General features: G+C 65.4%; 28 protein-coding genes and 1 pseudogene. 8 read left to right on the top strand and 21 right to left on the bottom strand.

Going from position 1 to position 26,176, the window contains the following annotated elements:
* Positions 1-52: 52 nt before the first annotated feature.
* The 3 genes from ACWD1U_RS12430 to ACWD1U_RS12420 are packed head-to-tail and all read right to left on the bottom strand — an operon-like array spanning position 53 to position 1,248.
* Complete coding sequence (locus tag ACWD1U_RS12430; RefSeq protein ID WP_451106838.1) at positions 53-373, bottom strand: hypothetical protein; 321 nt, start codon at positions 371-373, stop codon at positions 53-55.
* Between the two features lie 4 nt (positions 374-377).
* Positions 378-698, bottom strand: a complete 321-nt coding sequence (locus tag ACWD1U_RS12425) for a hypothetical protein (RefSeq protein ID WP_451106837.1) — start codon at positions 696-698, stop codon at positions 378-380.
* The gene (locus tag ACWD1U_RS12420; protein WP_385956580.1) at positions 688-1,248 is read right to left on the bottom strand and encodes a bifunctional DNA primase/polymerase; all 561 of its coding nucleotides are present in this window, start codon (positions 1,246-1,248) and stop codon (positions 688-690) included. Before ACWD1U_RS12420 ends, ACWD1U_RS12425 begins: the two co-directional genes overlap by 11 nt.
* A gap of 384 nt (positions 1,249-1,632) precedes the next feature.
* On the opposite strand from ACWD1U_RS12420, the gene ACWD1U_RS12415 reads away from it, so the two are divergent.
* Positions 1,633-2,874 (top strand): hypothetical protein, encoded by a 1,242-nt coding sequence (locus ACWD1U_RS12415; protein WP_451106836.1) that lies wholly within the window; start codon positions 1,633-1,635, stop codon positions 2,872-2,874.
* Positions 2,875-2,907: 33 nt separating this feature from the next.
* Here ACWD1U_RS12415 and ACWD1U_RS12410 read toward each other — a convergent pair whose 3' ends face one another.
* From ACWD1U_RS12410 to ACWD1U_RS12340, 15 genes and pseudogenes are all read right to left on the bottom strand, one after another.
* Positions 2,908-3,837: a phosphotransferase family protein gene (locus ACWD1U_RS12410; protein WP_451106834.1), complete on the bottom strand. Its 930-nt coding sequence runs from the start codon at positions 3,835-3,837 to the stop codon at positions 2,908-2,910.
* Between the two features lie 429 nt (positions 3,838-4,266).
* Positions 4,267-4,563 carry a GYD domain-containing protein gene (locus tag ACWD1U_RS12405; RefSeq protein WP_031077045.1) on the bottom strand — a complete coding sequence of 99 codons (297 nt, stop codon included), beginning with the start codon at positions 4,561-4,563 and terminating at the stop codon, positions 4,267-4,269.
* A 243-nt stretch (positions 4,564-4,806) separates the two neighbouring features.
* Positions 4,807-6,180: a tyrosine-type recombinase/integrase gene (locus tag ACWD1U_RS12400; RefSeq protein ID WP_451106832.1), complete on the bottom strand. Its 1,374-nt coding sequence runs from the start codon at positions 6,178-6,180 to the stop codon at positions 4,807-4,809.
* Complete coding sequence (locus tag ACWD1U_RS12395; protein WP_030851903.1) at positions 6,177-6,371, bottom strand: helix-turn-helix transcriptional regulator; 195 nt, start codon at positions 6,369-6,371, stop codon at positions 6,177-6,179. The genes ACWD1U_RS12400 and ACWD1U_RS12395 overlap by 4 nt, the downstream gene beginning before the upstream one ends.
* Positions 6,347-7,666, bottom strand: a complete 1,320-nt coding sequence (locus ACWD1U_RS12390; RefSeq protein WP_451106830.1) for a replication initiator — start codon at positions 7,664-7,666, stop codon at positions 6,347-6,349. Before ACWD1U_RS12390 ends, ACWD1U_RS12395 begins: the two co-directional genes overlap by 25 nt.
* A 130-nt stretch (positions 7,667-7,796) precedes the next feature.
* A complete protein-coding gene (locus ACWD1U_RS12385) occupies positions 7,797-8,054 on the bottom strand; it encodes a SpdD protein (RefSeq protein ID WP_451106828.1) in 258 nt (85 codons plus the stop codon).
* A 26-nt stretch (positions 8,055-8,080) separates the two neighbouring features.
* Positions 8,081-8,275, bottom strand: a complete 195-nt coding sequence (locus ACWD1U_RS12380) for a hypothetical protein (protein WP_030246370.1) — start codon at positions 8,273-8,275, stop codon at positions 8,081-8,083.
* Between the two features lie 9 nt (positions 8,276-8,284).
* A pseudogene (locus ACWD1U_RS12375) lies at positions 8,285-8,474 on the bottom strand (mobile element transfer protein).
* Positions 8,474-8,665, bottom strand: a complete 192-nt coding sequence (locus tag ACWD1U_RS12370) for an RING finger protein (RefSeq protein WP_030868215.1) — start codon at positions 8,663-8,665, stop codon at positions 8,474-8,476. Before ACWD1U_RS12370 ends, ACWD1U_RS12375 begins: the two are co-directional and overlap by 1 nt.
* Positions 8,666-8,683: 18 nt before the next feature.
* Entirely contained in the window at positions 8,684-9,340 is a 657-nt protein-coding gene (locus ACWD1U_RS12365; protein ID WP_451106826.1) for a DUF2637 domain-containing protein, read from the bottom strand.
* 81 nt (positions 9,341-9,421) lie between these two features.
* Positions 9,422-10,795, bottom strand: coding sequence for an FtsK/SpoIIIE domain-containing protein (locus ACWD1U_RS12360; protein ID WP_451106824.1), 1,374 nt, complete (start codon positions 10,793-10,795; stop codon positions 9,422-9,424).
* Between the two features lie 5 nt (positions 10,796-10,800).
* Positions 10,801-11,151: an SCO3933 family regulatory protein gene (locus tag ACWD1U_RS12355; RefSeq protein WP_451106822.1), complete on the bottom strand. Its 351-nt coding sequence runs from the start codon at positions 11,149-11,151 to the stop codon at positions 10,801-10,803.
* 134 nt (positions 11,152-11,285) lie between these two features.
* Positions 11,286-12,014, bottom strand: coding sequence for a GntR family transcriptional regulator (locus ACWD1U_RS12350; protein WP_451106820.1), 729 nt, complete (start codon positions 12,012-12,014; stop codon positions 11,286-11,288).
* Positions 12,015-12,100: 86 nt separating this feature from the next.
* Entirely contained in the window at positions 12,101-12,541 is a 441-nt protein-coding gene (locus ACWD1U_RS12345) for an ATP-binding protein (protein WP_451106819.1), read from the bottom strand.
* Between the two features lie 275 nt (positions 12,542-12,816).
* The gene (locus ACWD1U_RS12340; protein ID WP_030901875.1) at positions 12,817-13,557 is read right to left on the bottom strand and encodes a GntR family transcriptional regulator; all 741 of its coding nucleotides are present in this window, start codon (positions 13,555-13,557) and stop codon (positions 12,817-12,819) included.
* Between the two features lie 144 nt (positions 13,558-13,701).
* On the opposite strand from ACWD1U_RS12340, the gene ACWD1U_RS12335 reads away from it, so the two are divergent.
* The 5 genes from ACWD1U_RS12335 to ACWD1U_RS12315 all read left to right on the top strand — a co-directional run bounded on the left by ACWD1U_RS12335 (position 13,702) and on the right by ACWD1U_RS12315 (position 18,815).
* A complete protein-coding gene (locus ACWD1U_RS12335) occupies positions 13,702-14,799 on the top strand; it encodes a DUF1152 domain-containing protein (protein WP_451106817.1) in 1,098 nt (365 codons plus the stop codon).
* A gap of 475 nt (positions 14,800-15,274) precedes the next feature.
* Positions 15,275-16,273, top strand: coding sequence for a D-alanine--D-alanine ligase family protein (locus ACWD1U_RS12330; protein ID WP_451106815.1), 999 nt, complete (start codon positions 15,275-15,277; stop codon positions 16,271-16,273).
* Positions 16,274-16,285: 12 nt separating this feature from the next.
* Positions 16,286-17,068, top strand: coding sequence for a hypothetical protein (locus ACWD1U_RS12325; protein WP_451106814.1), 783 nt, complete (start codon positions 16,286-16,288; stop codon positions 17,066-17,068).
* A 416-nt stretch (positions 17,069-17,484) separates the two neighbouring features.
* Positions 17,485-17,826: a hypothetical protein gene (locus tag ACWD1U_RS12320; RefSeq protein WP_451106812.1), complete on the top strand. Its 342-nt coding sequence runs from the start codon at positions 17,485-17,487 to the stop codon at positions 17,824-17,826.
* Between the two features lie 464 nt (positions 17,827-18,290).
* The gene (locus ACWD1U_RS12315; protein ID WP_451106811.1) at positions 18,291-18,815 is read left to right on the top strand and encodes a hypothetical protein; all 525 of its coding nucleotides are present in this window, start codon (positions 18,291-18,293) and stop codon (positions 18,813-18,815) included.
* 474 nt (positions 18,816-19,289) lie between these two features.
* Here ACWD1U_RS12315 and ACWD1U_RS12310 read toward each other — a convergent pair whose 3' ends face one another.
* Positions 19,290-21,353, bottom strand: coding sequence for a zinc-ribbon domain-containing protein (locus ACWD1U_RS12310; RefSeq protein ID WP_451106809.1), 2,064 nt, complete (start codon positions 21,351-21,353; stop codon positions 19,290-19,292).
* Between the two features lie 778 nt (positions 21,354-22,131).
* Here ACWD1U_RS12310 and ACWD1U_RS12305 point away from each other — a divergent pair.
* Positions 22,132-22,596, top strand: a complete 465-nt coding sequence (locus tag ACWD1U_RS12305) for a hypothetical protein (protein WP_451106808.1) — start codon at positions 22,132-22,134, stop codon at positions 22,594-22,596.
* A gap of 42 nt (positions 22,597-22,638) precedes the next feature.
* Here ACWD1U_RS12305 and ACWD1U_RS12300 read toward each other — a convergent pair whose 3' ends face one another.
* Positions 22,639-23,163, bottom strand: a complete 525-nt coding sequence (locus ACWD1U_RS12300; protein ID WP_451106806.1) for a hypothetical protein — start codon at positions 23,161-23,163, stop codon at positions 22,639-22,641.
* A 333-nt stretch (positions 23,164-23,496) separates the two neighbouring features.
* Complete coding sequence (locus ACWD1U_RS12295) at positions 23,497-24,756, bottom strand: DNA cytosine methyltransferase (protein ID WP_451106804.1); 1,260 nt, start codon at positions 24,754-24,756, stop codon at positions 23,497-23,499.
* 69 nt (positions 24,757-24,825) lie between these two features.
* Between ACWD1U_RS12295 and ACWD1U_RS12290 the strand changes: the two genes are divergently transcribed.
* Positions 24,826-26,034: a restriction endonuclease gene (locus tag ACWD1U_RS12290; protein WP_451106802.1), complete on the top strand. Its 1,209-nt coding sequence runs from the start codon at positions 24,826-24,828 to the stop codon at positions 26,032-26,034.
* Positions 26,035-26,176: the final 142 nt, after the last annotated feature.

Raw genomic sequence — 26,176 nt, 5'->3', positions numbered from 1 at the left:
GAGCGGTAGACCGAGGACCGCACTGGAGAACAACCGGCGCAAGAGGAGCGGTTCAGGCAGCAGGTGCTTCGCGTCGAGTGGTCATAGGCGGTTCACCCGTCGGGCCACGGTGCTCCGCTTCCAGTCCTGCCGTGATCAGCTGTGCCAGCAGTTCGGCCGCCTCAGGGTGCACGGTGCCAAGCTGTACCAACCCGTCACCGGAGATGTTGACGTCAGCCACCAGGCCGGGGAAGTCGGAGTCCAGTCCGAGCAGCACCAGTTGATCGGCCAGAGTGCCGGCGCTTCGTCGGGCGCGGTTCCAACCGCGGACGTAAGGCACGCCAGGCGACAAGTCCTCCGCGCGCTTGGCCACCACTCCTCGCCGGTCGGTCATGACTTCAGGTCCTTCCCTTGTACTCATTGGTTGTGGCCTGCGCAGGTCCAGAGCTGTCACGGTCCGCGCCGAAGCCACTTGCCAGCGCCAGGCGCAAAAGCTCTGCGAGGCGTTCGGCCGTGTCGGGGGACACTCGTCCCAGCTCGACGAGGCCGTGCCCGAAGGCATTCAAGTCCGCGCGCAGGTAGGGGAAGTCCTTCTCCAGACCGGCGCGCACGAGAACGTCCCGTAGTGCGGTGGTGGCGTCTCGGGCCGCGTACCATCCGTCGCTTTCGAGGGGTGACCACGTGGCGGAGTCGTGCCCACTGGTCGGCTCATCCCGCATCGGTGGTGGTCTCCTCGGGAAGTGCAGCGACCGCCGCGTACGGGGTCGGGTACTGCTCGTCGAAGCGGTCGATCCTCGCCAGGAGTTCCGCGGAGGCCGCAAGAGCCGTCGCGAGGGCGACCGGGCGCAGCGGGTTGGCCTCCGGCCGGCGCGTCGGCGCGCGGAGCCACTGGTATCGGTCCGCGGAGAGCGGGATGGGGCCGGGGACTACGACGGCGGAGCCATGGCCGAGGTACCGGTACTGCGGCGGGGAGGGCGTTTCTCGCCCGAGGAAGTGCGAGAAGGTGTCGCGGCTGTTCGAGCCGAGGAAGAAGCCAACGCGCTGTGCTTGGCGGTCGACGACCGAGGGGCCGAATGGCATGCCACTGCGCAAGAGCCGGTCGAACATCTCCAGGCCGAGGCGCTGGTCTACGCTCACCACGTCGAAGAGGCGCCCCGTCGCGAGCAGGCAAGGCATCCGCGGATCATCCGCCCAGATCTGTCGGCACTGCGCGGGATCGTCCGCCGCCGCAGACAGCCATTCCATGCCGCGCCTGGTCATCCTCTGCATGACGTCTCACCTTCAGTCGGCCTACGTTGCGGCCCCGATGCCGCAGCACGTTCAGACTTCCGGTCCGGCCCCTGGCCAGGGCAGATGACGAGAGGTGACGGGGGATGACGCGTCCACGCGCAATGCGTCATCCCCCGTCCTCCCCTCTCTTGCAGACGAACTCCGGTTACTGACTGCACGAGGCGATGACCAGCACGTACATTCAGTAACGGAAACCCGAGTTGTCGCACCGGCATCACGCAGGGAGTGAAAGGCGCCTTGAAGCCGAGCAGTGTCCGCTTACGTGAAGCTCGCACGGGTAGGGGCTGGAGCCAGCCTCGATTGGTAAGGGAACTACGACAGGCTGCTGCTCAGCGCGGCCACCAACTCCCCTCGGACGCCAGCGTGAAGCGCCGTATTGCCAGCTGGGAGAACGGCCACAGTACCCCGGACGACTTTTACGGCCCGCTGCTGTGTGACGCCTTCAGCACCAGCGCGGCCGAACTCGGGTTGAGTTACGGGGAAGTCGCCGACAGCGCTTTACTCGACGCCGCGTATCCCGCAAGCCCGGATGATGCCATTCGGACGGTCGGCCAACTGTGGCGTGCCGACCTCAATCAGTACGACCCGTTGCTCGCCGCGGAGCCGTCCGAGCCCGCATGGAACGAAGCGTCCCTCCGATGGTTGGTCGCCCCCGAGCCCAGCATCCCTCAGCCTCGTACGGAAGGCGCCCGTGTCGGTCTCGGCGACGTGGCAGCAATTAAGACCACGGCGGACATGTTCGCCCAGCTCGACGACCAGTTCGGCGGAGACCACGCACGTCACTCCGTCATCCAGTACCTCAACAACGATGTGGCCCCACTCCTGCGCGGCCGGTACACCGAGCAGGTAGGGCGAGCCCTCTTCTCTACCGTGGCGGAAGCGACCCTCCTCGCTGGCTGGATGTCCTACGACGCCTGTCACCACGGACTCGCGCAGCGGTACCTTCTCCAAGCCCTCCGGTTCGCCCAGGACGCCAACGACCGTCGACTTGCAGGCAGCATCCTGTCAGCGATGAGCCACCAGGCGACCTTCCTGGGTCGGTACACCGAGGCCGCCACTCTCGCGCGGGCCGCCCTCATGGGCATCTCTCCCGTGGCTACACCGACGTTGCGCGCACAGTTCCATGCGATGGAGGCCCGAGCCCTGGCGCGTACCGGCGATGTCGCTGCGTGCGAGGCTGCCCTGAGCGCGGCGACCAAGGCCCTCGAAAGCCGGAACAACGAGGACGAGCCGGAGTGGATCAGCTACTTCGACGAGACCGAACTTGCCGCCGAGGCCGCCCACTGCTTCCGTGACGTGAACAGCGCCCGCCGAGCCGTCGCCCACGCCGAGAACGCCATGAGCGGCAGCCACGTACGGAGCGACTTCTTCGCGACCATGGTCCTGGCCGATGCCCACCTACGGGCCGGGGACGTCGAGGAGGCTTGTCGGGTGGCGCTCGACGCGTTGGATCTCGGAGAACAGCTCAAGTCGGCCCGATGCATCAGCTATCTCGCCGAGTTCCGCCGTAATCTCAGCGCGGCCGGCCGAAGCAGCGCGGTGCATGAACTTGCAGAGCAGGCCCGCGAACACAGGTTGTGGATCGCTTCGGAGCAGTACAGCTGACCATGCGCTGACGCGAACTTGACCAGGGCACCCTCAGAAGGGTTTCCACTCCTCGCGCCCCTCGCCCGTCCGCAGGGACCGCACCCGCCGGGCGAACTCGGCGGCAGAACGTTCACTCGTTCCGGCCTGGTGACCGACCCATGCCACCATCATGAGTTCTCGGAGGTCGGCCAAGGTCTCGTAGCCTGGCCAGTTCATGAGGTCGAAGCCGTACCGGTGGACGAACTCCGCGTACTCCGTCTTCGAGTGCCACCCGTAACGGTCGTGGTAGATCGCCGTCAGGATCAGGTCCCACTCTCGTGGGGCCAGCGCGAAGCCGTCCAGGTCGATGAGTACCGCTTGTCCGTCCCGGTGCCGGAGGATGTTCCCGATGTTGGCATCTCCGTGGATCATGCCGAAGGGAAGGACGAAGTCCAGCCGGTCATAGTCCTTGGAGAGCCTGGCCGCTCGCTCCTCCAGGAAGGCCCTGTCTTCCTCGGCCACGCCGTTCAGCCCGTCTAGTGACGCCGTCAGCTTGGCCATCGGATCGAAGTACGGCAGGCCGAGTGACTCAGGTTCTTCCAGCCAGTGCAAGCGGCGCAGCAGGTCAGCCAGCTCACCGAGCGTCGCGTACTCCTCGTTCTCCTGGACGCTCTCCCAGAAGGTGACCACCAGGCCGCCGACGACCATCGGCTGACTCACCAAGGCTGGCACTCGGGCGGCTGGGAAGTTCTCTGTCTCCAGCCACCGGGCCACGTTCACGGCCCGTTCCATCTCCGTCAGCACCGCCGGATCGCGGGCGATGCGGACGATGACCGGTAACGAAGCCAGGCGGTAGACCGCGTTCGACCCCAGCCGCAGCAACTCGGCGCCGCGGGAGTCAAGTCCGGCCGTCTCGCACGCCTCATGGAGGATGGCCGCCAGGCCCTCCGCCGTGAACTCCGTGCCGCCGCCGACCGGTCCCCCATCGCTGCCCGAGATCATGCTTCGACGATACGGCCCGGAGTCGCCGGCCGACAGGTGGCCCACGTAATAGGGACGTGATGATCTTGCTCGGCGCCTGCCTGCTCAGAGCCTCCGGCGCAGGTCAGGGCCCCGGTGGAGTCCTGCTCTCACCTGGGCTCCGGAGCCGTGTGCGCAGGTTCGAATCCTGCCGGGGGCACCCTTGATGAGGTGCCTAAAGACCCCGTCACCAGCGGAAACGCTGAGGCCGGGGTCTTCGCGTATGTGCAGGCGTATGCCGCCCGGAGCGGGCGTATGTCGAGGTCCGTGGACGAGGCGTGGACGGGATCTTGGGACGTAAGCGCAGGTCGTGCCCGGTATCCCCCAAGGCCCCGAACAGGTCCAGGCGCCTTGGACGGTATCGCCTTGAGCGTGTCACTCGTACCAACAAGACCTCGACGGGGAAGTCCGTCAGCCGGTGGCCTTGGCGATGATGCGGTCCATCTCCTCCCGGCCGAAGGCTCGCAGGGTCGTGCTACGGACGTTGCCCAACGCGCCGACCTGTAGGAGCACTGCGGTGGCAGTCTCGTCGTCGGGCGCCTCCACGACAGCCACGATGTCGTACGGGCCGACGGTCCAGAAGAGGTTCAGGACCTTCACCCCGAGCTTCTGAGCCGCTGCCGTGAAGGCTTCGGCGCGTTGCGGGGTGTCCTTGTAGCCGCGGACTCCCTGGTCGGTCCAGTTCAGCAGCGCAACAAACGTCGGCATGATCCTTTACCCCTGTAAGTAGACGCAACTAGACGTGGTCAACTCTGGGCCTCATGCGCGTAATGCGCATGAGAGGCGCCTCTGAACGAGTGAGAGAAGCCGACCTGACTTAATGGCCCGGCCCGACATATACCCCGGAGCCACCGGCGCGGAATTCCGCAGGAGAGGAGCGCCCCTCTCGGCCAAAGCATGCCGATACCCCCGGAACAAGTCCGGGGGCATTGGAGCTACCGTGGTCTGCGATCACTCGTACTCGCGCAACAGATCCTCAATACGCCGGTTGGCGACGTCTTGCCGTCCGTCGAGGCACTTGGCGTAGCGGGTCAGGAGCACCTCGACGCTGTTGCCGGCTCGCTCGGCCACCTCGGTTGGGTCGACACCGGCGTTGAGCCACGTCGACAGCGCCGAGTGCCGAAGGTCGTACGGCCGACTCGCGAGCGGCGAGGCCGCGACGGCCGGTGGAAGCGCAAGGAGCCGAGCCTCCTGCCACACGCGGTAGTAGGTCGAGGACGGGACGACCGAGCCCTTCTCGCTGAAGAACAGCCGTCCGTCGTCCGCCGTGCCAAAGGTGGCCAGGTGCTCGCGGAGCACGGCCACGAGGTGAGGCGGGATCGGCACCCGTCTCACGTCCTCGGTCGGCCGGTTCTTCAGCCCGCGGTCGTCATGGGTCTCCCCCGAGTCGGTCCACTGCTTGCCGACGGACGGCCGGGTCCGGTGGAGCAACGCCGAGCCCCAGCCCTGCTCGGGAAGCTTCAGGTCCGTCTCGACGAGGCCGACCGCTTCCGCCGGCCGTAAGCCACCGAAGTACATGGCAGCGAACAGACCCACGAGGCGACGACCACGAGCACGCCGGTACCCGCCCACGTAGGAAACCGCCGCCAGGAGGTTCCGTGCCTGCTCCGGATTGGCGACAACCCGTGGATCGACCTGGTTGGAAACCTTCGGCTTCTGCCAGCGGACAGCCGTGATGGGGTTCTCCCGCAGCTCCCCCAGGTCGACGGCGTAGTTCGCGGCGTTGACGAGCGTCCGACGCTTGCGCCGCACGGTCTCCGCCGCTGCCGCCGTGCCGTCGAGCTTGAGCTTCAGCGAGTCGAGGACCGTGCGAGCCGTGGCCGCTTCAGCGAGATCGGCGAGCGGCCGGGATGCCTTGGACACCCAGTGGAGAACGTTCCGCACGTCGTCCGGGACTTCCCGGCCATCGGGCCCCGGCAGCACGAAGGCCCAATTGCGCAGTGCTCTGCGGAGGTCCTCGTCGGACGGTCGTCCGGCGCGCTCGTCCAGGAGCTCCAGCGTCACGCTGGTGAGAGATTCGTTGATGCCATCCCTCGTATTGGGGGCGGCATGAGGCCATTTCATGGCGAGGTACCTGAGCGCGAAGGCGTACCACGACACGGCCGACTTCTTCTCTTCCATCGAGGCCGGAAGTCCCGACTCCGTGTCGAACTCCTCGCCGTCGCGCATGGCACGCATGAGCTTCGCGCGGTAGTGGTCGGCAAGCGCCTTGGTGCGGAAGGACTCCGAGAACACATTGCCTGCGACGGACCAGCGGACACCGTACGAGGGTGTTTTGGTGTCCCGCTTGCGGACTCCCCAGACCTTCACATCGAGAGACTTCACGCCGCCTCCTCCAGCTGTCGCAGCCATGTGTTGAAGTCACTCCGCCGAACCCGCAGCTCTCCATTGGGCAGCTTGAATGCGGCTGGCCCGTACCCAAGTTCTCGCCAGCGGTAGAACGTCCGACGGGAGACACCGCCCAGCTCATCCAGGACTTGGCGAACGGTCATCAGCTCGTCGCGACGGGCGTCCATGTCGGTTCTCCTTCCGTTCCGGGGGCGGGTTCGAGGGACGCAGCGAGCCAGGCCTCTCCGTTACTCAGGCCGGTTCCGGCGAAGACCCAGTGGGCGAGGACGAGCGTGGTTTCGCCGTCCTGGGGAGCGGCCGTGGCGGCTTGGGCGCGGCGCCATTCGGCGCGGGCATCGCGGAGGGCGCCGAGGGTGGTGGAGTAGCGGCGGGATTTGGTGGAGAAGTGGCCGCGGAAGCCGAGCATGTGGGCCCAGGCACGCAGGCGGAGGTGTTCGAGGTCCTTGCGTGCGCCGAGGGCCCAGGCCGTCCGGATCATGCGCCGGGCGTGGTCGGTGATCCGGGCCTGTGCCAGTTCGGCGAGGAAGCGGATCGGCCGGTCCAGGGTGCCGGTCGCTGTCTCGGCGCCCTTGGTGGCGTACTTGGCGATGTACGCCGCTACGGCCCGTTCGGTTAGCTCCTGGCCGCCGTCGAAGTCGGCGGAGCGGATAGTTCGGACGTCGAGTTGGCGGCCGAAGGTGAAGGTGTGGGCGCGGCCGTCGACGTGCGGTCCGTTGACGCGTGTGGCGGTGGCGGCGGCCTGGATGGCGTCGGTGAGCAGCTCGGCGGACGCCCAGGCCGGAGGGGCCGTGTCGCCGCCCTCCGGGCCGTCGAGGCGGATGACCGCGTGGAAGTGGACGGCGCCCCGCTTCTGGTACTCGGCGACCTTGGCGAAGGAGACGCGCGCGTGATCCCGAAACGCACGCTGGGTGAGTCCGGCGCGCTTGGCGATCTCACGGCGCAGGTAGATCGAGAAGCGCCGCCAGAGGGCTCCGGCGTGGGCATTCCAGAGCACAGCCGCTTCGTAGTCGTACGCGCCCGGATCGAGGGGCGTACCGAGGACCGGGTCTGTGTCCTCGTGCCAGACACCGCAGCGGCAGGGCCGCCCGCTGGAGGGGCGGTTGTGGACCGGGCCGAAGCTCGGTGCGGTGAGGGTGGCGAAGACGCGCGGGTGCTTGCCGACCTGTTCGGCGGTGCCCTTGCCGCCGCGCAGTCCGGCTGTGATCAGGTGGAAGGTGTCTCGGCGGTAGACCTCCGCGCAGGCCGCGCAGCGGGTGGCGCGACGGTTGTTGCAGCGGACGAGGAGACTTCCGGCGGGCAGGGAGGACGAGTCGAGGTGCTGGAGAACGCGCCCGATCTCTCCGGTCGTCCGGTCAACCGCGTACTCGGTTCGGTGGCCGTCAAGGCGCACGGGGTTCGTGCAGCCGCCCAGGCCGGAGAGTTGGCGGGCCAGCTCGGGCATGGTGCCGAGGGAGGCCAGCATGGAGAGTTCCGCCAGCGGGGGCGGAGTCTGCCGGGTGATGATGGGTCTTCCTTTCGGCTGTTTCGGCGGTTGGGAGGGACGGCCCCGGGGCGGCGGGATGCTTGGCGGCGTTTGCCGCCCCGGCGGCCGGTCAGCGCTTGTTCGCGCCGGTGACGAGGGAGCGCAGGACCACGGCGGCGATGGCCACGGACACGGCCGAGACGGCGACCGCCGCCAGGAGCGCGGTGAGGACGACGCCGATGACCACTACGGCGGCGACCGCACCGGCGCCGACCCCGACGAACGGGGCGACGGAGCGGCCGGCGGAGGGAGCCGGGGCGTGGTCCTGCGGGATGTGGGTGGTGATGCTCGGGACTTGCGGGGTGTCGGGCAGCTTGGGGCGGAACATCGCGGGACTCCTTGTCGGTCGGGGTGTCATTCGTGGGTGCCGTTGACGACGTCGACTCCGGAGCGGGTGCCGGACTCGATGGCCGGGGCGAGGATGGTGTGCGAGAGCCAGAAGCCGAACAGCGCGATCACGACGGCGACCCAGAGGCGGATGCCGAGGAACTTGATCGCGGCCCAGGCGATGACGCCCAGGACGAAGACGAGCGGCAGCGAGACGGTCACTGGAGCTCCTCAGCGGACGCGGCAGCGGTGGGTGCGCGGCCAGCTCGGCGGCGGCGCGGCTGTCGTAGTCGGTGGAGAAGCCGCAGCGTGGAGCGGTGCAGGCGGCGGTGTGCTTCTCGCGGCCCCGGCCGTCGTAGTAGGTGGCGACCTGGACGGGGCCGATGCGGACGACGCGGCGGAAGCGGCGGTTGGCGGACATCAGGGGATCTCCTTGTCGGTCTCGCCGGTGAAGTCGGTGACGTGGTCGGCCAGCCAGCGCAAGATCTCGTCGCCCTCGTAGCTGTCGGCGGCGAGGATGACCGGTTCGGCGATCAGCACGGCTTCGGTCAGACGGTTCTGTCGGGTCAGCTCGGCGGCGCGCTTCAGCGCGCGGAGCGTGGACGGGCGCAAGGGGGAGATTCCTCCGGGTCAGGTGAGTTGGGTGGTGATGGCTTCGGCGAGCGACATGGGCACACCGAGTCGGGCGCGAAGGGTCGAGGTGTCGATGTCGGTCCCGGTCCGGGCGCGGTGTTCGTCAGCGACCTTGCGGGCGAGGGTGACGAGCGCGGGCGGTACCGGGGATGGAGGCGGCGGAGCTGACTCCGGTGCAGTGGCTGGCAGTTCGGGCGCAGCCGTGGGCGGCTCGATGTCTGCGGCGGTCGGTCCCGGCGCCTGTGCCGTCGAAGGCGGTTCCGGTGCCGTCGCCGGGTCCGCGCTGGGATGCGCTGCTCCGTGAGCGAGCAGCGTGCCGCCGAGGAAGGCGACCGCGGGCCAACCGGCGACGAGGATGCGGAGCCACGCCGGTACGTTCTCCAGGTCGAGCAGACCGGCGGTGGCGACGTTGGCGCCAAGGGACGCCGCCAGCGCGACGAGGAACCAGCACCACCCGGCCGTCTTCGACTCACCGGAGCGCAGGCGCCGCCAGGCCGCCACCAACAGCAGGTCGACGGAGACCGGATAGGCCCACGCCTTCCAGCCGTCCTGTCCGGCAGCGAGCGCCAAGTCATGCAGATGAGCGAAGGACAGCGCGGCGGCGATCACCGCTTGAACGAGCACGACGTCCACACGGACGGGCAGGGCGCGCACGGCCACTCCTTCCAGTTCCGGGCATGGGTGGGTAGGGGGGCTTGGCGCGGGACGGCCGCGCTGACCGTGGGAGCGGGTCGGTTACTCGGTGATCGGCCGAGGAGTGGCCAGAGGGCCGGACCCCTTCACCGGCACGGGAGGGACGTGGGGCCGGAACGGCGCGAGCGCCGGAACGTCCGGGGCCAGGTGCGCCGTCTCGCGGCAGGTGGCCGCAGCGTCAGCGAGGGACAGGTACGGGGTACGGATGCGGGACCAGCCGCCGGCCGTGTCGCCGACGACGGCGAGGCCGGGCAACTCGGCGGCGATGGCGCAGGCGGCCAGGACAGCCTCAGGGGCGATGTCACCGAGCGCCATCTTCGCGGACGCTTCGTCGTTCACCCGGTGGCAGACCCGGCCGGTGAGCTGAGCCCGGAGCATGGTCGCTCCCTTGCCCAGCTCGGCCCCGAAGCGCTGCCCGCAGACCTCCAGGTAGATGCCGGCCGCACGGCCGAGTTGGGCGAGCCGGATGAGCTGGGTGACCATCTCGTCCCGTCGCTCCTCCTCCTTCCTCGTGGCGACGAGGAAGAGTTCCGCCACTTCGTCGACGAACAGCACGATGGGAGCCGGGCGTTCGTCCTCCGGCAGGCCCCAGACGTCCGAGGTGATCAGCTCATCCGGGGTACCAGGGGCGACGCCCTGCCGCGCCTTGATCAGGTCGTATCGGTCCTCCATTTCCTTGACGAGCACGGGCAGCAGCTCGGCAGCCTGCTCCGGGTCGGTCGCCAGCGCCGAAAGCCGGGGAGCGAACGGCGCAAGCTCCACACCGCGCTTGCAGTCGATCCCGACCAGGACCACCGGCTGAGCGGCCAGCCCGGCAAGCAGGTTCCGCAGGAACATGGACTTGCCGGACAGCGTGGCGCCGAGCACGAGTTCGTGGGGTACGGCCCGGTAGTCCCGTACGAAGGCGGTTGCGTCCTCCCGTAAAGCCACCGGCACGCGGAGCGGACCGGCATCGGTCCGACGTGGCATCCGCACCTTGCGCAGGACGTCGAAGCCGACGAGCCGCAGTTCCACGACACCGGGCTTGACGTCCCGCACGTACACGGCGTGAACACCCCAGGCATGACGGAGCCGTTCGGCCGAGGCCGCCACGTCCGCCGGTTCCTGGCCCGGAGCCAGCCGCAGCCGGAGCCGCAGGCCGGTCGAGGTGGGCCGGATCACGCCCCGACGTGGAGGCACGGGCCGAACCTCACGGCGAGTCGTGGCCTTGACGGCCAGGGCCCGCCACCGGGGCGGCTCGACCGTCAGGCCGCACGCGTCCATGGTGGAGGTGTACGAGGCCAGCAGCCGGGCCACCGAGACGGGCAGTCCGACCGTGGACCAGTACGCCGCCGGATGGGCATGCCGGGCATAGGCCGCGCCGCCTATCGCAGCGAGCGACCCGCCCAGCTCGGCCCACGTCACCAGGTCGGTCACGACGATCAGCCCGCCTGCTCCATCGGGAAGGCGCCAGGAGCAACGGCGGTCGCCCGGTAGGCGATACCGTGCCGCTGCTGCCCGTTGAACACGCTCTCCCACGGCCGAGCGATGAGCCCCGGCAGCGAAACCGGGGCCCCAACGGTCAGACCGTCCGTCACACCGCTCTCGGGGACGGTGACCTGGAGCAGCGACGACTCACCCTCGTCGATGTAGACGACACCGACCGTCATCAGCGCCTCACCACTCACGGCGTCCTTGGCGATCTCACCGGTCTGCCGGTCGCGCACCTTCGGCGCCGACGCTTCGGTGAGCAGGATCGTGGCGGTCGAGGCGTCAATGCGGATCACACGCACAGATTTCTCCTTCTGAGTCGATCAACCTGCCAGCCTGACAAGTTGACTTAGCAAGTTCGAAGCTAGAGATGCCAAGTTGACTTGTCAAGCGTGAATCGGGTGAGAGCCGACGGCGAACTGGCCCTCTTCCAGACTCAGTTCAGGCGATAGGTATCTTCCAGTTCTTGACGGTCGGCAGGAAGCAGCACATCGGAGACCTGCAGCGCCTGCCCGGAAGCATCACACGCGACGACCAGGACACTGAGGACCGGAACACCCTCAGGGAGATCCAGAAGCTCCGCTTCGGCGCGCTCGGGCAGACGGGCCGAAACCCGTTCCGCCACATGGTCGAAGCGGACCTTCTTACGCGTCTCCAGGTGTGCGCGGGTGCCACCCGACAGCTCATCGGCGCTCTCCAGCTCCGTGCCTTCGACCAGGCCGGCGGGGAAGTAGGACGACACCAGCTCCACCGGTTCGCCATCCTCCTCCACCAGGAAGCGGCGCATGAGAATCTTGGCCCGCTTGGGCAGCCCAAGGGCAGAGGCGACACGCACCGGAACGGGGACGTAACCGACTTCGACCAACCGCCCCGCCGTTTGCGACTCGTCGCGCGTGAGCGCCTCACTCCCCCGGCGGTCCTTCTGCTCGACGACAGCCGGGCGGCCTCGCACGATCGTGCCGTACCCCTGTCGGGACTCCAGCCAGCCGTCACGCTTCAGCAGTTCCAGCGCCCGCACGACGGTGGGGCGGGACATCCCGAAGGACTGCACCAACTGGTTCTCGCTGGGCACCCGAGTGCCAGGCAGGTACGTGCCGTCCTCGATGCGGCGCTGGATCGTCTGTGCGAGGCGCACGTACTTCGGTGGCTCCACTTCATACGCCATGAACGCCGCCTGTCGGGATTGGCCAAGTCAACTGGTCAACCAGACTAGCGAATCTTCGATTGTCAAAGTAGAAGCGGAGCGAACTCTTACCTTCCGGGCCAGGCATCGGCCATCACGAAGGAGACGACGGTTCCGCCGAAGCGGCTCGGCGCGGCGTGCCATGACTCGGCCAGTGAATCAACCAGGAGCAGCCCGCGCCCGTGGGAGTCGTCGGCGTCGGGATGCCTCAGCCGCACGTTCGCCGGAAAGCCGGGGTTGTGCACGTCGACCCGGAGCGAAGTCCCCTCGCGGAACCACTCGACCCGCACGAGCCAGGGTTCGTCCGACCGGCCGTAAGCGATGGCGTTGGTCATCAGCTCCGAGATCATCAGCGCACAGTCATCGACGGAGCAGGCCGGGTTGTAGGGGGCGATGAACTTGCGGAACCAGCGCCGAGCCCGCGGTACGGACTCAGCGACAGGGTGCAAGGTCATCGCACCGAGACGCGGTGACTCCTCAGACGGGTAGCGGTCGATCATGTAGGCCATGGGTGCTCACTTCCTGCCGCTGCCGTCGCAGTCGAGGCAGCGCCGCTTCGATGTGGCACGGGTGCGGTCGGCGGCGGTGGCAAGCGCCAGGGTCGTTCGCGAGCCGACACGTTTCCAGCCGCGCCCCCGGCAACCCCGGCAAGGTAAGTGCGTGCCCTGATCCGGCCGCTGACTCGTCACACCGCGCCTCCTCCCAGTGAAGTGGCCTTAGCCACTTTCTGGATAGTGGCATTAGCCACTTGGTCGACGCAAGCGATTCGCTGCAACTGGCCCCCTCAGGTGAGGGGGTAGCCCTGCTCGAACGCCCAGCGATGCGGCGGGTAGGTGGCCTCTGCGAACTCCAGCGGCCGGTCCTGGAGGTCGAATACGACGTGGTGCACGATCAGTACGGCGGAGCCGGCGGCAAGTTGCAGGTCCTCGGCCTCTTCGTCCGTGGCCGCACGCGCGCACATGCGATCTTCCGCGTAACTCCCCTGCCGTCCGGTCATGTTCTCGACGTACAGCAGCGTCCCCTCTTGGATCCGCTCCGGCTCCAGAAGCTTCGGCGCACGTTGACCGACATCCGGAGCGAACCACGAGGTGGAGAGCGTGATCGGCCCGTCCTGGTTGTTGGTCACCCGCCGCCGGTGCACAGCACGACGGTCCTTGACCAGGCCCAGCGCCTCAGCGACGTGATCCGGCGCCTCCAGCCAACCGGCAGAGGTGATCACGGCGTACTCACCAGGCGTGTAGATCTTCCCGGTCTGCCGAGCGCGCCCGTACAACTCACGAGCCCGCCGGTTGACTTCGAGGCTCCGCACGTACGTGCCCGACCCCTGACGCTTCTCGACGAGCCCTTGATGGCTCAGCGCCTCCAACGACCGTGCGGCCGTGGGCCGGGACACCTTCCAGTCCGCCGCCAACTGCCGTTCAGACGGCACCTCATCACCCGGTCGCAGGTCACCCCGAAGAATCTGATCACGGATGTAGTGCGCGATCTGGAGATACTTCGGCTGAGCCTCCTCGATCTGCGGCATCAGTCCTCCTCACCCAAGGCAAGCCCCAGGCGAGTAGTCGGGCACCCCGCTACCGAGCTGAGGCCTGCTTCTCGATACAAGTGGCTATGGCCTCTAGCCACTATAGGGTGAGTGGTCAACCCCCTACCCCGTAGGCTGATCCGCATGACGCGGTTGATCGTCGCAGCAGGAGGAGGGGGCGACGCAGTCGCCGCCGCAATGATTCACGCCGCCCTCTACGGTGACGAGGACCAGGCGGTGATCCTCACGTACGCGTGGGACCGCCTCCTGATCGACCCGGTTCCGGGTCCCCGAGGACCGGACAACTTCACCGGCCTCCAGCCCCTCACTCCAGTTGTTTGGACAGTGCCGGCCGAAGCCCGCCCGATCGCTCCGGCAGGCTCGACTCTCCCCCGACTCGCAGCCGACCTCCACCACACGTTCGCGCTGATCGATCCGCGCCATGGGGTCGAGGGCGTGACCCGCCAACTCGAAGAGCTGGTGGACCACTTGTCACCAGAGTCGATCGACCTCCTGGATGTGGGCGGCGACATCCTCGCCCGCGGCGATGAGCCGACACTGAAGAGCCCGCTCGCCGATGCCCTCACGCTCGCCGCGTGCTGCCAGGTGAACGCTCCCGTCCGCCTCCTGGTGGCGGGCCCTGGCCTCGACGGCGAACTCCCTCTCGACGAACTGCGCGGCATGCTCGGCCCGCTCCTCCACACCCTCACCGCGAAGGACATCGAGCCGATCAGCTCGGTCCTGGAATGGCACCCGTCCGAGGCAACCGCGATGCTCGCGGCGACAGCCCGAGGCGTACGCGGCACCTGCGAGATGCGAGACGCCGGCCTCCCGGTCCCGCTCACCAACGAAGGACCGACGGTCCATGAGGTCGACCTGGACGAGGCACTGACCCGCAACCAGTTGGCCCGCGCCATCCTGACGACCGCCACCCTGGACGAAGTTGAGGCGCACAGCCGCGAAATCTGCGGCTACTCGGAGATCGACTACGAGCGCAACAAGGCCGCGTGGCTCAAGGATCAGCCACCGGCACAGCTCGACCCGGAGGCCGTACTGTCTCAGCTCGACCACTTCGAGGCCGAGGCCCACAGCCGCGGGGTTACCCACACGACGTTCCGCCGCATCACTGAGGCCCTGAACCTCAACGGCTCCTTGCGCGAGGACCTGCGCCAACTGCTCATCAACAGCCGTCCGAAGCAGTACGACGCTCCCTTGTGGCGCATCACAGCCCCTACTGAGTAACAACCTTCTTCACGGGTTCAAGGCCCGCGCACGGCGCGGGCGCGCGCCGCCTCTGCGGCGCGGCCTGCCTCCTGTCTGCGCCCCGGCTGGCCGCGCCCGGCGGCGCGCTCGGCGGCTGCGGGCATGAAGTGGGAGACACCCTCTATGGCGGGGGCGGTCGGCTCCACGGCTTTAGGCAGCCACTTCGGGGCGAGCCTCTAAGATCATGGCCCCAACGTCGTGCTTTAACGGGCAGGTCCACAGACTGCCCGACTCGCCGGAAGCTTACGGGGCCACGATCACTCGCCCCAAAGCAGCTCCCGCCCAAAGCCGCTCCACCGACCGCGTGGTCAAGCCAAGGCGCCCAACTCCTTGGACCTCAATCGCGTTGACCGAGACCTGGAATCATGTCTCACAACGTGAGCGCACCCAGAGGCGATCATGACTAAGGCATGAAAAATTGGTCCCGTAGGCGCAGGGGGAAGTACTAACGGTGATGGCCATGCGAATAGCAGTTGTGCGTACACCGAAGCGCGGAGATCATCTCCGGAGCACTTTCATTTCACGCGAATGGGAAGAGTACCAGGAAAATGCCGAGGCGATCTCAGAGGGGCTAGCGAGTTTGGGTCATACAGCGTATGTCCTCCAAGAGAGCCCATCACTCGCAAGCACTCTTCAAAATCTCAGAATAGAAGTTGTATGGGTATGCAGCGCTGGAGGCCAAGGACGAGATCCAACATGCCACCTCCCCAGCATGCTCGAAATGCTGGGACTTCCCTACGTAGGCTCACCGCCTATGCCCTCCGCGATGGCTGACGATAAGTCCGTAGCCAAGAGAATCGTGCAGACAGTTGGCGTCAAGACACCAGAATTCCGCCTCATTGAGACCGACACTGGAAGTCATTCCCTGTCTGCCAATTTCCCATTGGTCGTAAAGCCAATCCACGGGTTTGGCGGGTGCGGAGTTTACCTAGTATGCACGCCACAAGAACTAGACGAAGCTGTACTGTCATTGCGCTCCAGATACAGAACACCTTCGCTAGTCGAAGCTTATATCGAAGGGGCGGATGTGACGGTTCCTATCCTTCAAGTAGGCGGTCGCATGGTCGGCCTACACCCACTTCAGCGATCTATGAAATGGGAAGCCGACTCTGCAACACAGGTACCCGGGTACGAACGAGAGCATCGATTGTCAAGGGTACTGGAGGGCGTCGCCACCGAATTCTCGACGGAAGCACCCCGGTGCATAGACGCAGCAATTCAGGTTTCAAGAGCCTTGAATCTACGTCACTTTGCTCGCATAGATTTTCGATTCTGCGACTCAGAGGCTTTCTTCCTAGAAGCGAACCACAAACCAGATCTGCGCCCTGCGTCTCTATTTACGCAAAGTGCAAACCTATCCGGCTGGACATATAAGGCTCTACTTTCACACCTGCTTAACGAAGCGCTGAGCGATTACCACAGCGCCCTTAGCGTGCCAGCATTCGACCTTTGAGGGGTTTGCAAAATGACCACACTCGGCGAACGGCTCAACCCCCATAAGGCTGTCATTGTTGCACTGATTATTGCCCTCGTGGGCGTTTCACTCGTTGCCCTGGGTGCAACGGTATGGCGGCACATCTGGCTTGGAGATGTCGCAAAGGGGATAGCAGTAATATTGCTAGCTTCAGTACTTGTTGGCTGGCTCGCAGACTTTCTCCTCAGGCGCGACTTTCTTGAAATTGTCGAGACCGCAGTGACGGCGGCCCTAGAAGGGCAGCTCGCCAACCTACGCCGACTTGAAGGTATGGGAATCGAAGATGTATTCCCCGATTTTCCGACGGATAAGGCCAGAGATGAGCTTGCAGCATCAAGGAAAAAGATTAGGATCCTGCAAACGTGGATCGGAAACTTCGAAGCTCTGGCAAATTCAATCAGGCAGGCAGTGGCGGCTGGCGCGATAGTGGAAATACTTATACTTAGCGATGAAGCTGCGTGTGCTCGACTTCGAGCACTGGATCAAGGCTTTCAGAGTGAAACGGATGTATCCGACCATATCAAGGCCAACAAGCGCCAAATATCTCATTTCCTGTCAACGCTGAACGGCGGCGACGTGCAAGTCCGACAGTACACCGGGATTCCGCCGCTTCAAATGTACAGCGGTGACCAATGTGCCTTTATAGGCGTCTTTTGGCATGGAAAATCATCGCTTACAGCAACGAATCTTCAGGTGAAATCTGATTCCACCTTCGGAAATGAGCTGATCAACGAGTTTGAGCGACGCTGGAATAACGCCTCAAATGCTCTCTAGCTTTTCAGCGCAGTGCGGTTCGCGAGAGTCAGGATTCTCAGGAATCGGTAAGGGTCCATCGATTGGCCTGCCCATCTCTGGCGGGCGTCGTTATCCGCCGTGAGCAGGCTTCCAGAAGCCGGGGCTCATGGCCACGGTCCATCTCTGAACTCCTGCATCAGATCGCCTCGCGAAGCCGCCCCGGGGAATGCGAGTCATCGATGGGAGCACGGGCCGATGTCTCGCCGGGAGGAAGCCAGTGAGCGCCCTCCCCGGGGCCGTCCTCGGGCCGTGGAAGGGCGCTCGATGGTGACCAACGTCGACAACTGCCGACAGCTCAGCAGCAGGTCAGAGCGTTGATCGAATAGGCAGCCGCAGGTCACGGCCGCCGGTGATCAGTTGTGGCTGTGCAGCAGCGCAGCGCGTCATCATGAAGCATGGGGATTGATCTGGAGCTGCACTCGGCACGGCCAGCACGCAACAGCTGGCGCAAGTCCCGCGCAACGCTCCTGCGGAGCTCCCACGGGCATGGCGACGCACTGGCCGATGCACTCGGCTCGCTCCAACTCCTTGGAGTGCCCGGAAGGCTCACCGCCGTCGATCCGTACGGGAACACGTTGATGAACGAGCAAGAGGCCGCGACCGCCCTCCAGGAGATCCGCGGCTTGAGGGGGAGTTGCGCTGATGAGCGTCAGCTCGCTGCGCTGGACGATCTCGCAGTGATGCTGGAGCAGTGCGCGGCTACCCCAGGCAGCTACTTGTGGTTCGCAGGCGACTGAAGCTCCCGCCAGCTTGCCGTGTGAGTGTCTAACTGCGTGACAACGCCGACGGACAGCGGCGGACAACCGCGCACACCTGCGGACCATCGCAGCAGGTGAGAGCCGCACGGCCCCGAGGTCTAGGGCGCACCCAAGTTGCTTCGGGACGAAGAGGTCGTGGGTTCAGATCCCGCCACCCCGACACTCATCAGAGGGCCAAACGGGGCAAGCAATCTTGATCAGGCCACCGCGTTGCCGTTTGCCCCGTCATCCGTCGCCTCGCCTCCCTTCTCACGAGCGCCGAGATGCGGCGCCGGTACATCTCCGAGCCGGCGGCGCAGGACTACCTCGCCTGACTTCACTCGCTCGCCGAACAGAAGCCCTGCTTCATGCGCGATGAGCGAGCACCAAGGCGGCAAGTGCTTGCACGGGCCAAAACCGCAACATCCATGACAGCCAGGCCGTACAAGCTGTGTACTCAGCCCATGGACGCGACCACGGCAACGCTCATCGGAACGAGCATCGGCACTCTAGGTGGCCTGGCTGGCGGCTTGTTCACCCTGATCGCTCAAAACCGCCAGGTCCTGTCCCAGCAGCAGGCGGACGATGCACGGCGGAGAGCTGACATACGCCGAGAAGCATGCGATGCCCTAGTCAGTGCAGCGCGGCAATTCGTTATGCATTGGTGGCAAATTGACTACAAGCTGCGCAGAGGGATCGCTGACGAAGCCCTTGTGGAGGCAGCAGTGCCTCTATGGGTAGAGGCAGCCACGGCTCATAGCCGCGTAGCCATCGCTGGTCCCGATCCCGTGGCGGCATCCGCAGATTCCTTGCTGGCCGCTCTCAGCCTCCTCGACAAGGAGGGCACCAAGTGGTTCCAGGGGGTCCAGGAAGGAGACGGAGAAGAAATCATCGACACCTTCAGGGAAGCGTACGAGGATGCCTATGACGCCTTCACAGCAAAGACCTTTGCTGACGTCGCACGTAAGGCCCTAAGCAACACTCACTAGGTCAGGCGTAGCCAAACAGCAGCACGCAACTGCAGCCGAACATGACACTGGTTCACCCGTGATCAAGTTGCTGATCAGCCCAGACACAGCCTGAGGGACGGCCAGTCGGGGGCACACCGGGTACCCGCTCCAGGTCTACCCCGGACAAGTCATGGACAGTGGCCGAGTCGAACGAGCAGGTCACCAAACCCGAAACAGGGTCACAAAGGACCCGGATCGCATTAAGCGCGAAGCCATAACCGTGCCAGGTCCTGCGGGGAACCGCGGGGAGTGGCGGAGACCAAGTCGTCGACCAGCCAGCTCCCGTAGCCGCTCCGTTGCAGGTCAGCCCAAGAGCCGCCCGTAGGAGATCCAAGCTTCCCAAGCTGAGGGCTTCGGCCGTCGTCACGGGTCGGCCGTGGCCATCCCTCGTCATGACCATCCGGCAGCCGCCAAAAGATCCCCGTCCCGATACCGTGGTAAATCAAGACGAACCTATTGGCCCAGTCGCGGCATCCGAGCGCGTTTCCCACGTGGATGGCTAAGCGAGCACGACCGGCAGAGCAGAGCGGCTCTCTTCCGGTTGTGTGGTGTTGAGGGGAAGGCCTTTCCACAGTTAGGGCAGAGCCACCATCGATCTGTGTTTGAACCAGGGTTGACGTCAGCCGGAGTGACCTCCCCGTTCAAAGTTGGATGCCAGGTCGCAGCCACGTGTGGAAAAAGGTCAGCGAGGGAGCGGCCTGGCTTAGGGGTCGCACGGGAAGTATCTGATCGCGTCCGACCGCATAGGGGGCACCCCGAGCCATTTGACGTGCGGTTGGTTATGAGAGCCTGCCACTCGTGCCTGCACGTGGTACAGGCCCACCAGACCTTCACGTTGGCGTACGGGGCCACTCGATCAGGGTTCGTGGTGTTCTTCGTCGTATGCCACTCTGCGGCAACGTCAGGGAACTCGGAGGCAAGGCTTACATCTCGCAGTGAATAGATGTCAATGTCGGCTTGCGCGGTGGCAATGGGGCAGCCGGCCGAGCGATAGTCTCGTATGTCGGGTACGTCGCATCCAAGTTGCGCAAGACCGTCAACGGTTGCGCACGTGAGAGTGTGTGCATCGGCATAGGCGGGAACAGGCACCGACATCTCACCGACATCCAGTTCAGGTAGCTTCCCTTCACGCAACCGCAGCACGTGCCAGCCAGCACCCAGTAAGGCCCGCGTCTGCGCCTCATCACGAGCCACATTCCCGGTGTGCCAGAACTCCCCATCGAGTTCGACAACCACACCCCAGGCGGCCAGAACGATGTCGCCTCGAACGGCACGGCGACCGATAACCTTGATCGGTTCATGCCGTGCCGACACCGGCAAACCAAGGGCAGTCAGCTCGGCAGCGAGGCGAATCTGTTGCGCCGACGTGCCATGCAACAGGCACAGCGGGCAACGCCCACCATTGGCACGGTGAACAATTGTCGTGTGCCACTCGTGGCCCTCACGGCATCGCCACCACACCTTGCGATTCGATCGAGGCTTGACATCCTCAGGGCGCAGAGGGCGATTAAGGGTTGGATGCCACTCAGCAGCCACATCGGGCAGTGAGTCGGCCAGAGACCCGTCCTTCGGCGGCTCATGTTGTTTCTCCGCCCGCTTCCGCGCCGAGCACTTGCGACAGCCAGAGCCACGTGAGGTGCGCGAGCTTGGCGCCGCCTGCCAACTGAGCCCGCATCCCGCGCAAAGCCACCACACGGCCCGCAGGCTTCCTGGGCGGATATCTGCAGGGCTCAGCGTCCCATTACGATCAACGTCCCACTCATTGACTAAGGCCGGGTGCAGGTCGGCCAGGGACTGCCCTGGCGCGGGACGACTGGCTGCCTCGGCACGCCGACGGTGAGCGCAGGATGGGCAACCCGACCCGTGAGCAACGCGGTTGGCTACGGATGCCTGCCATTCATGCTGGCACTTTGAGCAGCGCCACCACGCCCTATAGTCACTACCGCCCGTCACGCTGGACGGCTCACGCTCGTTTCGGTATAGATGCCACTCGGCAAGCAGGGGGTCCGGTAGCGGTAGCCCTCTCCGGGGAAACGTCGTTCTGCGCGCCCCGGCACGGCGACGAGCGGCACACCTGCGGCATCCTTGGCCTGACACCCGTACTCTAACGATGGCCTGCCACTCGTGACCGCATGTCGGGCAACGCCACCACACCTTGAGCGATCGGCTCGGCTTCACGTCAGTCGGCAATAGCGGGCTGTTCTTCTCCGGATGCCATTGGGTGGCCAACTCCGGGTCAACCTCGGCAAGTGATTCACCTGGCCCCGGAGTGGTGCGACTTTCACGGACGAGACGCATTGAGCACTCGGGGCACCGGGAAGCTCGCTTCGTTCGGTTGCCGATGACCGCCTGCCACTCATGCCCGCACTTCGAGCAACACCACCAGACCTTCAAGCTCGAGAAAGGCTTGACATCGTTCGGGGTCAGCCCTCCGTTGAGTTTGAGGTGCCAGTCGGCCGCCACTGCGGGATTCCGCTCGTTGAGTGACTCCCCCAGCTGAGGTTTCCGCAGCGGCATCTTCAATCCCTTCAGGTCAGCGGTCGACCGTAGCAGGTACTTCTGACGTCCATGGTTGACATCAACAACTGCGCACATTGGCGGATGCGGACAGGGCAATCACGAGATTGGTATCTACGGCGTACGACGTCGACCACCACCGGAACGGTCAACTGCTCGAACTCCTAAAGCGGTGTTCAGCCTCTGCACCGCTCAGGGCGAGGACGTGAAGCCAGTGGACTGGTCGAGGTGGAACGGTGAGCCCGGAACCGTCGGAGGGCAACCCTCACGCAAGGCAAGCCGAACAGCCGCGGCTACACCGGACGGCAGTACAGGCTCAGCCTCGCGGCCGATCCAGTTGCTCGGATGCGGCTGGTCGGTGATGACCACGAGCGTCATCCCCGGAGTGTTCGCATGCTCCCCAGCGAACGTACACGGCGACCAGGCCAGCCCCTGGCAGTACGTCGGCCGGCCCCGCAGCCGCCAGCGGTAGACCGTGCCGTCGACAACGATCCGTCGCGATCCCCTTCCGACCAGCGCCATGACTCCCCCTCCAACACCGAAGATGCTAGCGAGCCCCAGCCCTACCGACCGTCTCAGTTTCCATCTCATTCAGCGCCGTTCAGGGCCGTTCAGGCGAGATCCGGAGCCGTCCCCACACTGGCAGCCGACCGCTCATGAACCCAGGTGAACGCCCCCGCACACAGCCCAACACCCCACCAACACAGTTGGAAAGCGGGTTGGCACTGGCGTTGGGCAACACCCCACGGAGGACGGCGATGCGTGATCAGCTTGAGGCGTGGAGACCATCATCGCCAGCGGCATAGCCGTCCTGGGAACGCTGCTCGGTTCGGGGATCACCCTGGCGTTCCAGCAGCGCACCGCCGACAGGAGCCACCAGTTCACCCGTCGCGAGAAGCTCCGACAGGAACGACTCGATGCCTACTCTGCCTACGCCGGCGCGTTGGTCAACTACCGGCGCTGCCTGGTTCACCTCTGGTTCTGCGAGCACGAACAGCCTTCACCGGAGGACCCTGACACGGTGCGGATCCGTGCCTACGATCTACGCTCCAGCGCCCAGGAGGCACTGTTCCGGGTCGAGATGCTCACCGAGGACGAGACCCTGAGCCAGGCCGCGGAGGACGTGCTCGCAGAGGTTACGGCGCTGCCCAAGACAGACAGCAGAACCGAACTCGACGATGCCAGGATACGGACCCGTGACGGCATCAGCCGACTGGTCAAAGCAGCCAGGCAACACCTGTGAGGTGCGCAGACGCGCCGGTTAGCAATGACGATCTGGCATGGGCTATGGGTACGCCTCGGCGCATTCTTCCGTGATTCGGCCGGTCGTGCTGGCGATGCTTTCCGTGACCGTCGAACCGCCGTTGATGGCGTTGACGGCATCACTGCCCGCCCGCATGAAGATGTCCATTTCAGGGACGCCCAAGTAAGCGGTGGAGAAAGCGCGCAGCCTCGTGTTGCGTTCCTGGCTCTCCGTGTCGTCGGTCACCTGGCCGGAGTCGACCCACATTTTATCCGTGACTGCAGCAAGGACCGTCTTCGTGCACTCCTGTGCCCGGCTAATGCTGGCGTTGTCGGCCGCTGTGCCCTGGGCCGCCGGTAATGCTTCCGCTCTCTTGCCGTCTTCGCTGCAGGCAGTCGTGCCAAGCGCCAGAAGTGCCGCACAAAATCCGAGCATCAGGCGTCTGCCCATGTCCCCGCCCCACTTGTTTTCTGCGGCTCGGGCCGCCCCCGCGCACATCATGCCACCGGATCTCCGGTAGCTCTCGCAAAACACTTCGCCGCCCATGCCGTCTGCGCTGTTTGGCATCAGGAGCATCCTGGCCGCCCCGGGCGTGAGCTGGGCACCGTCGCCCCCGTGGCCTCCTTCAAAGCCTTTGCCCCAGGCCGCCCGGTCGCGTCGGGACATAAATGCGGGCAAGACCGCGAGATCGGCCACGGCGGCGCCAGCGAAGAGCGCGAGCCGAGTCTGCAGTCCGTCTCTGGCGAGCTAAGCCAGGACGGGGAGCGTTTGGGGGTCGTAGAGGTTGCCCGGGCACGGATCGGTGAGCGCGGGCGAGATCTTGCCGCGCTCCGTCTACGGCCGACTGTCGAGGACTTCATGCCGTAGCGGTCTCTGTTCTCTCCTGGCACCGAGCCCCGCTTAGCGAACCCGGACCTCTCGGTGACCCATCGCGCTAGGTTTTAGCCGGTCATGAATGACGCCAGCCAGTGCGCGGGCAAGGCCGACCGGCACGGCATTACCGATCTGCCTCGCAATGTCGATCTTCGTGCCATGCCAGAGATATTCCTCGGGGAACCCCTGGATGAGGGCAGCCTCAAAGTGAGTGATCGGCCGATGCTCCACTGGGTGGAGGTATCGGCCCTTCTCGGGCTTGAAGAACTCGGTCCGAATGGTGACCGAAGGATGGCCAAGTCTCAGACGCCCCATAACGTCTCCCGAGCCACTGTTGTGCATGTCCCAGCTTACCGTGCTGAGGTACACCTCTCGGCCGTCGATCAGCGCCCACTTCCCGCGCAGATCCTTTCGATTGCCGCCCGGCGGGATCGCCGCATAGCGTGCCAACGATATTGCCTGCGGCGCTCGCCCTATGTGTAGTTCAGTCGTCAAGAACGGGCCGGGCACACCATCAGTGCAGGTGCGTCCAGGAAGCACCGCCTCCTTGATCACTAGATGCCGTGAGCGGTCGAACACCGTGTCAACGGGCACCCAGGGCAGGAGCGTCATCCCTCCATCGAACGGAAGAAAGTCACTAGCCTGCTGGAGAGCGTTCCGGCTGTGAGTGGGCGTCGGCAGTGGAATAGGCGCACCCAGTGCCCGGTGCGTACCGATGACGATCGTCCGCTTCCGCGCCTGGGGTACCCCGTAGTCAGCCGAGTTGAGCAGGCCTTCGACGAGGGTGTAGTCATCCAGCGGTCCACCAGGCTTAACTGAATCCAGAATCCCTGCATACTCATGCGACTTCTTAAAGCGGTCTACGTTCTCCATAACGAAGACCTTCGGTTGAACGGTGCTGACGACCCTAACGTATTCCCGCCAGAGGCTGTTGCGCGGATCGTCCCAATATCCCCGCTTGTTCAGCCCTGAAAATCCCTGGCAGGGCGGTCCTCCGGTGATGACGTCGACGCGGTTCGCGAAGGGGCTGGGGTCAAACTGCTCGATATCCAGGTGCATCACCTCAGCTGAGGGGTGGTTGGCCTGGAACGTCGCCAACGCTGCGCGATCAAGGTCCACTGCTGCAATGGTTTCGAACACTGCCCGCGAGCCGACAGCACCGGGGGCGTAGGAGCGGAAGCCCTCCGAAAATCCGCCACATCCAGCGAAGAGGTCCATCACGCGCACGGACTCCATCAACCATCCCCCCAAGGTCTTCCAGCAGTGGGGATGGATCTTACGTTCCACCACTGACACCCCAGGGGGGAGCGCGGTCAGCCAACCGGGCTGTCAGTGAGGCCTGGTAGACCTAGCAGCATGACCCTTCCTGTCGATGCTGTGCCGCACGTGGCGTTCTCCGACTTGGAGACCGCCGACCTTCAAGTCGATGCGCTCTACGCCGGCGGGACGAGCGGCAACTCTGGCGACGATCCGATGTCCAAGCTCATAAAGGGGATCGGTAACCAGGGAGGCTTCCGATACGCCGGCTCGCCGACCAATCGCACGGTGAAGCTCGCCGTCCTGTACACCAGCGGCGGCGAGGTCGACTGGCCCGACTATCTGGACGTACAGACCGGGACCTTCACCTACTACGGTGACAACCGGAAGCCTGGGCAAGGCCTTCACGAGACGCCGCGTTCGGGAAACGTCCTGCTGCGCGATGCCTTCGAGGTCTCCCACGGGACACCAGCCGACAGAGCCAAGGTGCCCCCGTTCCTCCTGTTCGAGAAGGCTGCACGGACAGGTCGTTCGGTGCTTTTCCGCGGGCTTCTAGCGCCCGGCGGCCCCACGATGACCTCTGACGACGAGCTTGCCGCCATCTGGCGGGCTACAGCGGGCAAACGCTTCCAGAACTACCGCGCTCGCTTCACGGTGCTTGACGCGGACCGCATTCCGCGCGACTGGATTCAGCACCTACTGGCAGGCGGCGACCCGCTGGCCGGTGAGTGCCCCGAGGTATGGCGGACCTGGGTTGAAAGCCGGGTCTACCGCCCCCTGCTGGCTCCTGCCACCACCACCATCCGCTCCAAGACGGACCAGCTTCCGGAAGACACGACCGGTGTGGCCATGCTGGAGGAGATCCGAGAGTACTTCCGCGGCCGCGAGCACGATTTCGAAGCATGCGCGGTCGCGATCTGGCGGCTCATCGCACCGAGCACAGGTGCGGTTGACGTGACCCGGCCGAGCCGCGACGGCGGACGGGATGCAGTCGGCACCTACATCCTGGGGCCAGTGGCAAACCGCATCGCGATCGACTTCGCTCTTGAGGCCAAGTGCTATGCCGCGGACAACTCGGTAGGGGTGCGCGAGGTCTCCCGGCTGATCTCCAGAATCCGGCACCGGAACTTCGGCGTGCTGGTCACCACCTCGTTCTTCAACAAGCAGGTGCAGGACGAGGTCCACGAAGACGGCCACCCCATTGCCCTGGTCTGCGGGCGAGACATCATCGACTCGCTCCGCCAGCAGGGACGAACGACCGTGGGCTCCGTGCGGCAGTGGCTCAAGCAGAGCTTTCCCCAGTCCTAGCCAAGCGGAAGCCGCAGCCTATCCGTGGACTGGTGGGATCAGCCCCGGCCTCTGCGTCTCTCCGACCTGTTGAAAATTGCCGTTCCCTACTCGGCCTCTATCGCCCTTACTGGTCACAGCTTCCCAAGCTCAAGACTTATCG

It is taken from the genome of Streptomyces sp. NPDC002788 (genome assembly GCF_053592115.1).
Note: the sequence above shows the minus strand (reverse complement) of the source record. Positions and strands in the feature narration are given on the sequence as shown.

What these genes read in the sequence shown, in the direction of transcription:
- ACWD1U_RS12315 (WP_451106811.1), top strand. Translation starts at nt 18,291, where the DNA reads ATGGACGCGACCACGGCAACGCTCATCGGAACGAGCATCGGCACTCTA.
- ACWD1U_RS12390 (WP_451106830.1), bottom strand. Translation starts at nt 7,666, where the DNA reads ATGCTGGCCTCCCTCGGCACCATGCCCGAGCTGGCCCGCCAACTCTCC.
- ACWD1U_RS12335 (WP_451106817.1), top strand. Translation starts at nt 13,702, where the DNA reads ATGACGCGGTTGATCGTCGCAGCAGGAGGAGGGGGCGACGCAGTCGCC.
- ACWD1U_RS12300 (WP_451106806.1), bottom strand. Translation starts at nt 23,163, where the DNA reads ATGCCAAACAGCGCAGACGGCATGGGCGGCGAAGTGTTTTGCGAGAGC.
- ACWD1U_RS12310 (WP_451106809.1), bottom strand. Translation starts at nt 21,353, where the DNA reads ATGCCGCTGCGGAAACCTCAGCTGGGGGAGTCACTCAACGAGCGGAAT.
- ACWD1U_RS12320 (WP_451106812.1), top strand. Translation starts at nt 17,485, where the DNA reads ATGGGGATTGATCTGGAGCTGCACTCGGCACGGCCAGCACGCAACAGC.
- ACWD1U_RS12330 (WP_451106815.1), top strand. Translation starts at nt 15,275, where the DNA reads ATGGCCATGCGAATAGCAGTTGTGCGTACACCGAAGCGCGGAGATCAT.
- ACWD1U_RS12345 (WP_451106819.1), bottom strand. Translation starts at nt 12,541, where the DNA reads ATGGCCTACATGATCGACCGCTACCCGTCTGAGGAGTCACCGCGTCTC.
- ACWD1U_RS12410 (WP_451106834.1), bottom strand. Translation starts at nt 3,837, where the DNA reads ATGATCTCGGGCAGCGATGGGGGACCGGTCGGCGGCGGCACGGAGTTC.
- ACWD1U_RS12350 (WP_451106820.1), bottom strand. Translation starts at nt 12,014, where the DNA reads ATGGCGTATGAAGTGGAGCCACCGAAGTACGTGCGCCTCGCACAGACG.
- ACWD1U_RS12420 (WP_385956580.1), bottom strand. Translation starts at nt 1,248, where the DNA reads ATGCAGAGGATGACCAGGCGCGGCATGGAATGGCTGTCTGCGGCGGCG.
- ACWD1U_RS12340 (WP_030901875.1), bottom strand. Translation starts at nt 13,557, where the DNA reads ATGCCGCAGATCGAGGAGGCTCAGCCGAAGTATCTCCAGATCGCGCAC.
- ACWD1U_RS12430 (WP_451106838.1), bottom strand. Translation starts at nt 373, where the DNA reads ATGACCGACCGGCGAGGAGTGGTGGCCAAGCGCGCGGAGGACTTGTCG.
- ACWD1U_RS12385 (WP_451106828.1), bottom strand. Translation starts at nt 8,054, where the DNA reads ATGTTCCGCCCCAAGCTGCCCGACACCCCGCAAGTCCCGAGCATCACC.
- ACWD1U_RS12325 (WP_451106814.1), top strand. Translation starts at nt 16,286, where the DNA reads ATGACCACACTCGGCGAACGGCTCAACCCCCATAAGGCTGTCATTGTT.
- ACWD1U_RS12425 (WP_451106837.1), bottom strand. Translation starts at nt 698, where the DNA reads ATGCGGGATGAGCCGACCAGTGGGCACGACTCCGCCACGTGGTCACCC.
- ACWD1U_RS12395 (WP_030851903.1), bottom strand. Translation starts at nt 6,371, where the DNA reads ATGGACGCCCGTCGCGACGAGCTGATGACCGTTCGCCAAGTCCTGGAT.
- ACWD1U_RS12290 (WP_451106802.1), top strand. Translation starts at nt 24,826, where the DNA reads ATGACCCTTCCTGTCGATGCTGTGCCGCACGTGGCGTTCTCCGACTTG.
- ACWD1U_RS12405 (WP_031077045.1), bottom strand. Translation starts at nt 4,563, where the DNA reads ATGCCGACGTTTGTTGCGCTGCTGAACTGGACCGACCAGGGAGTCCGC.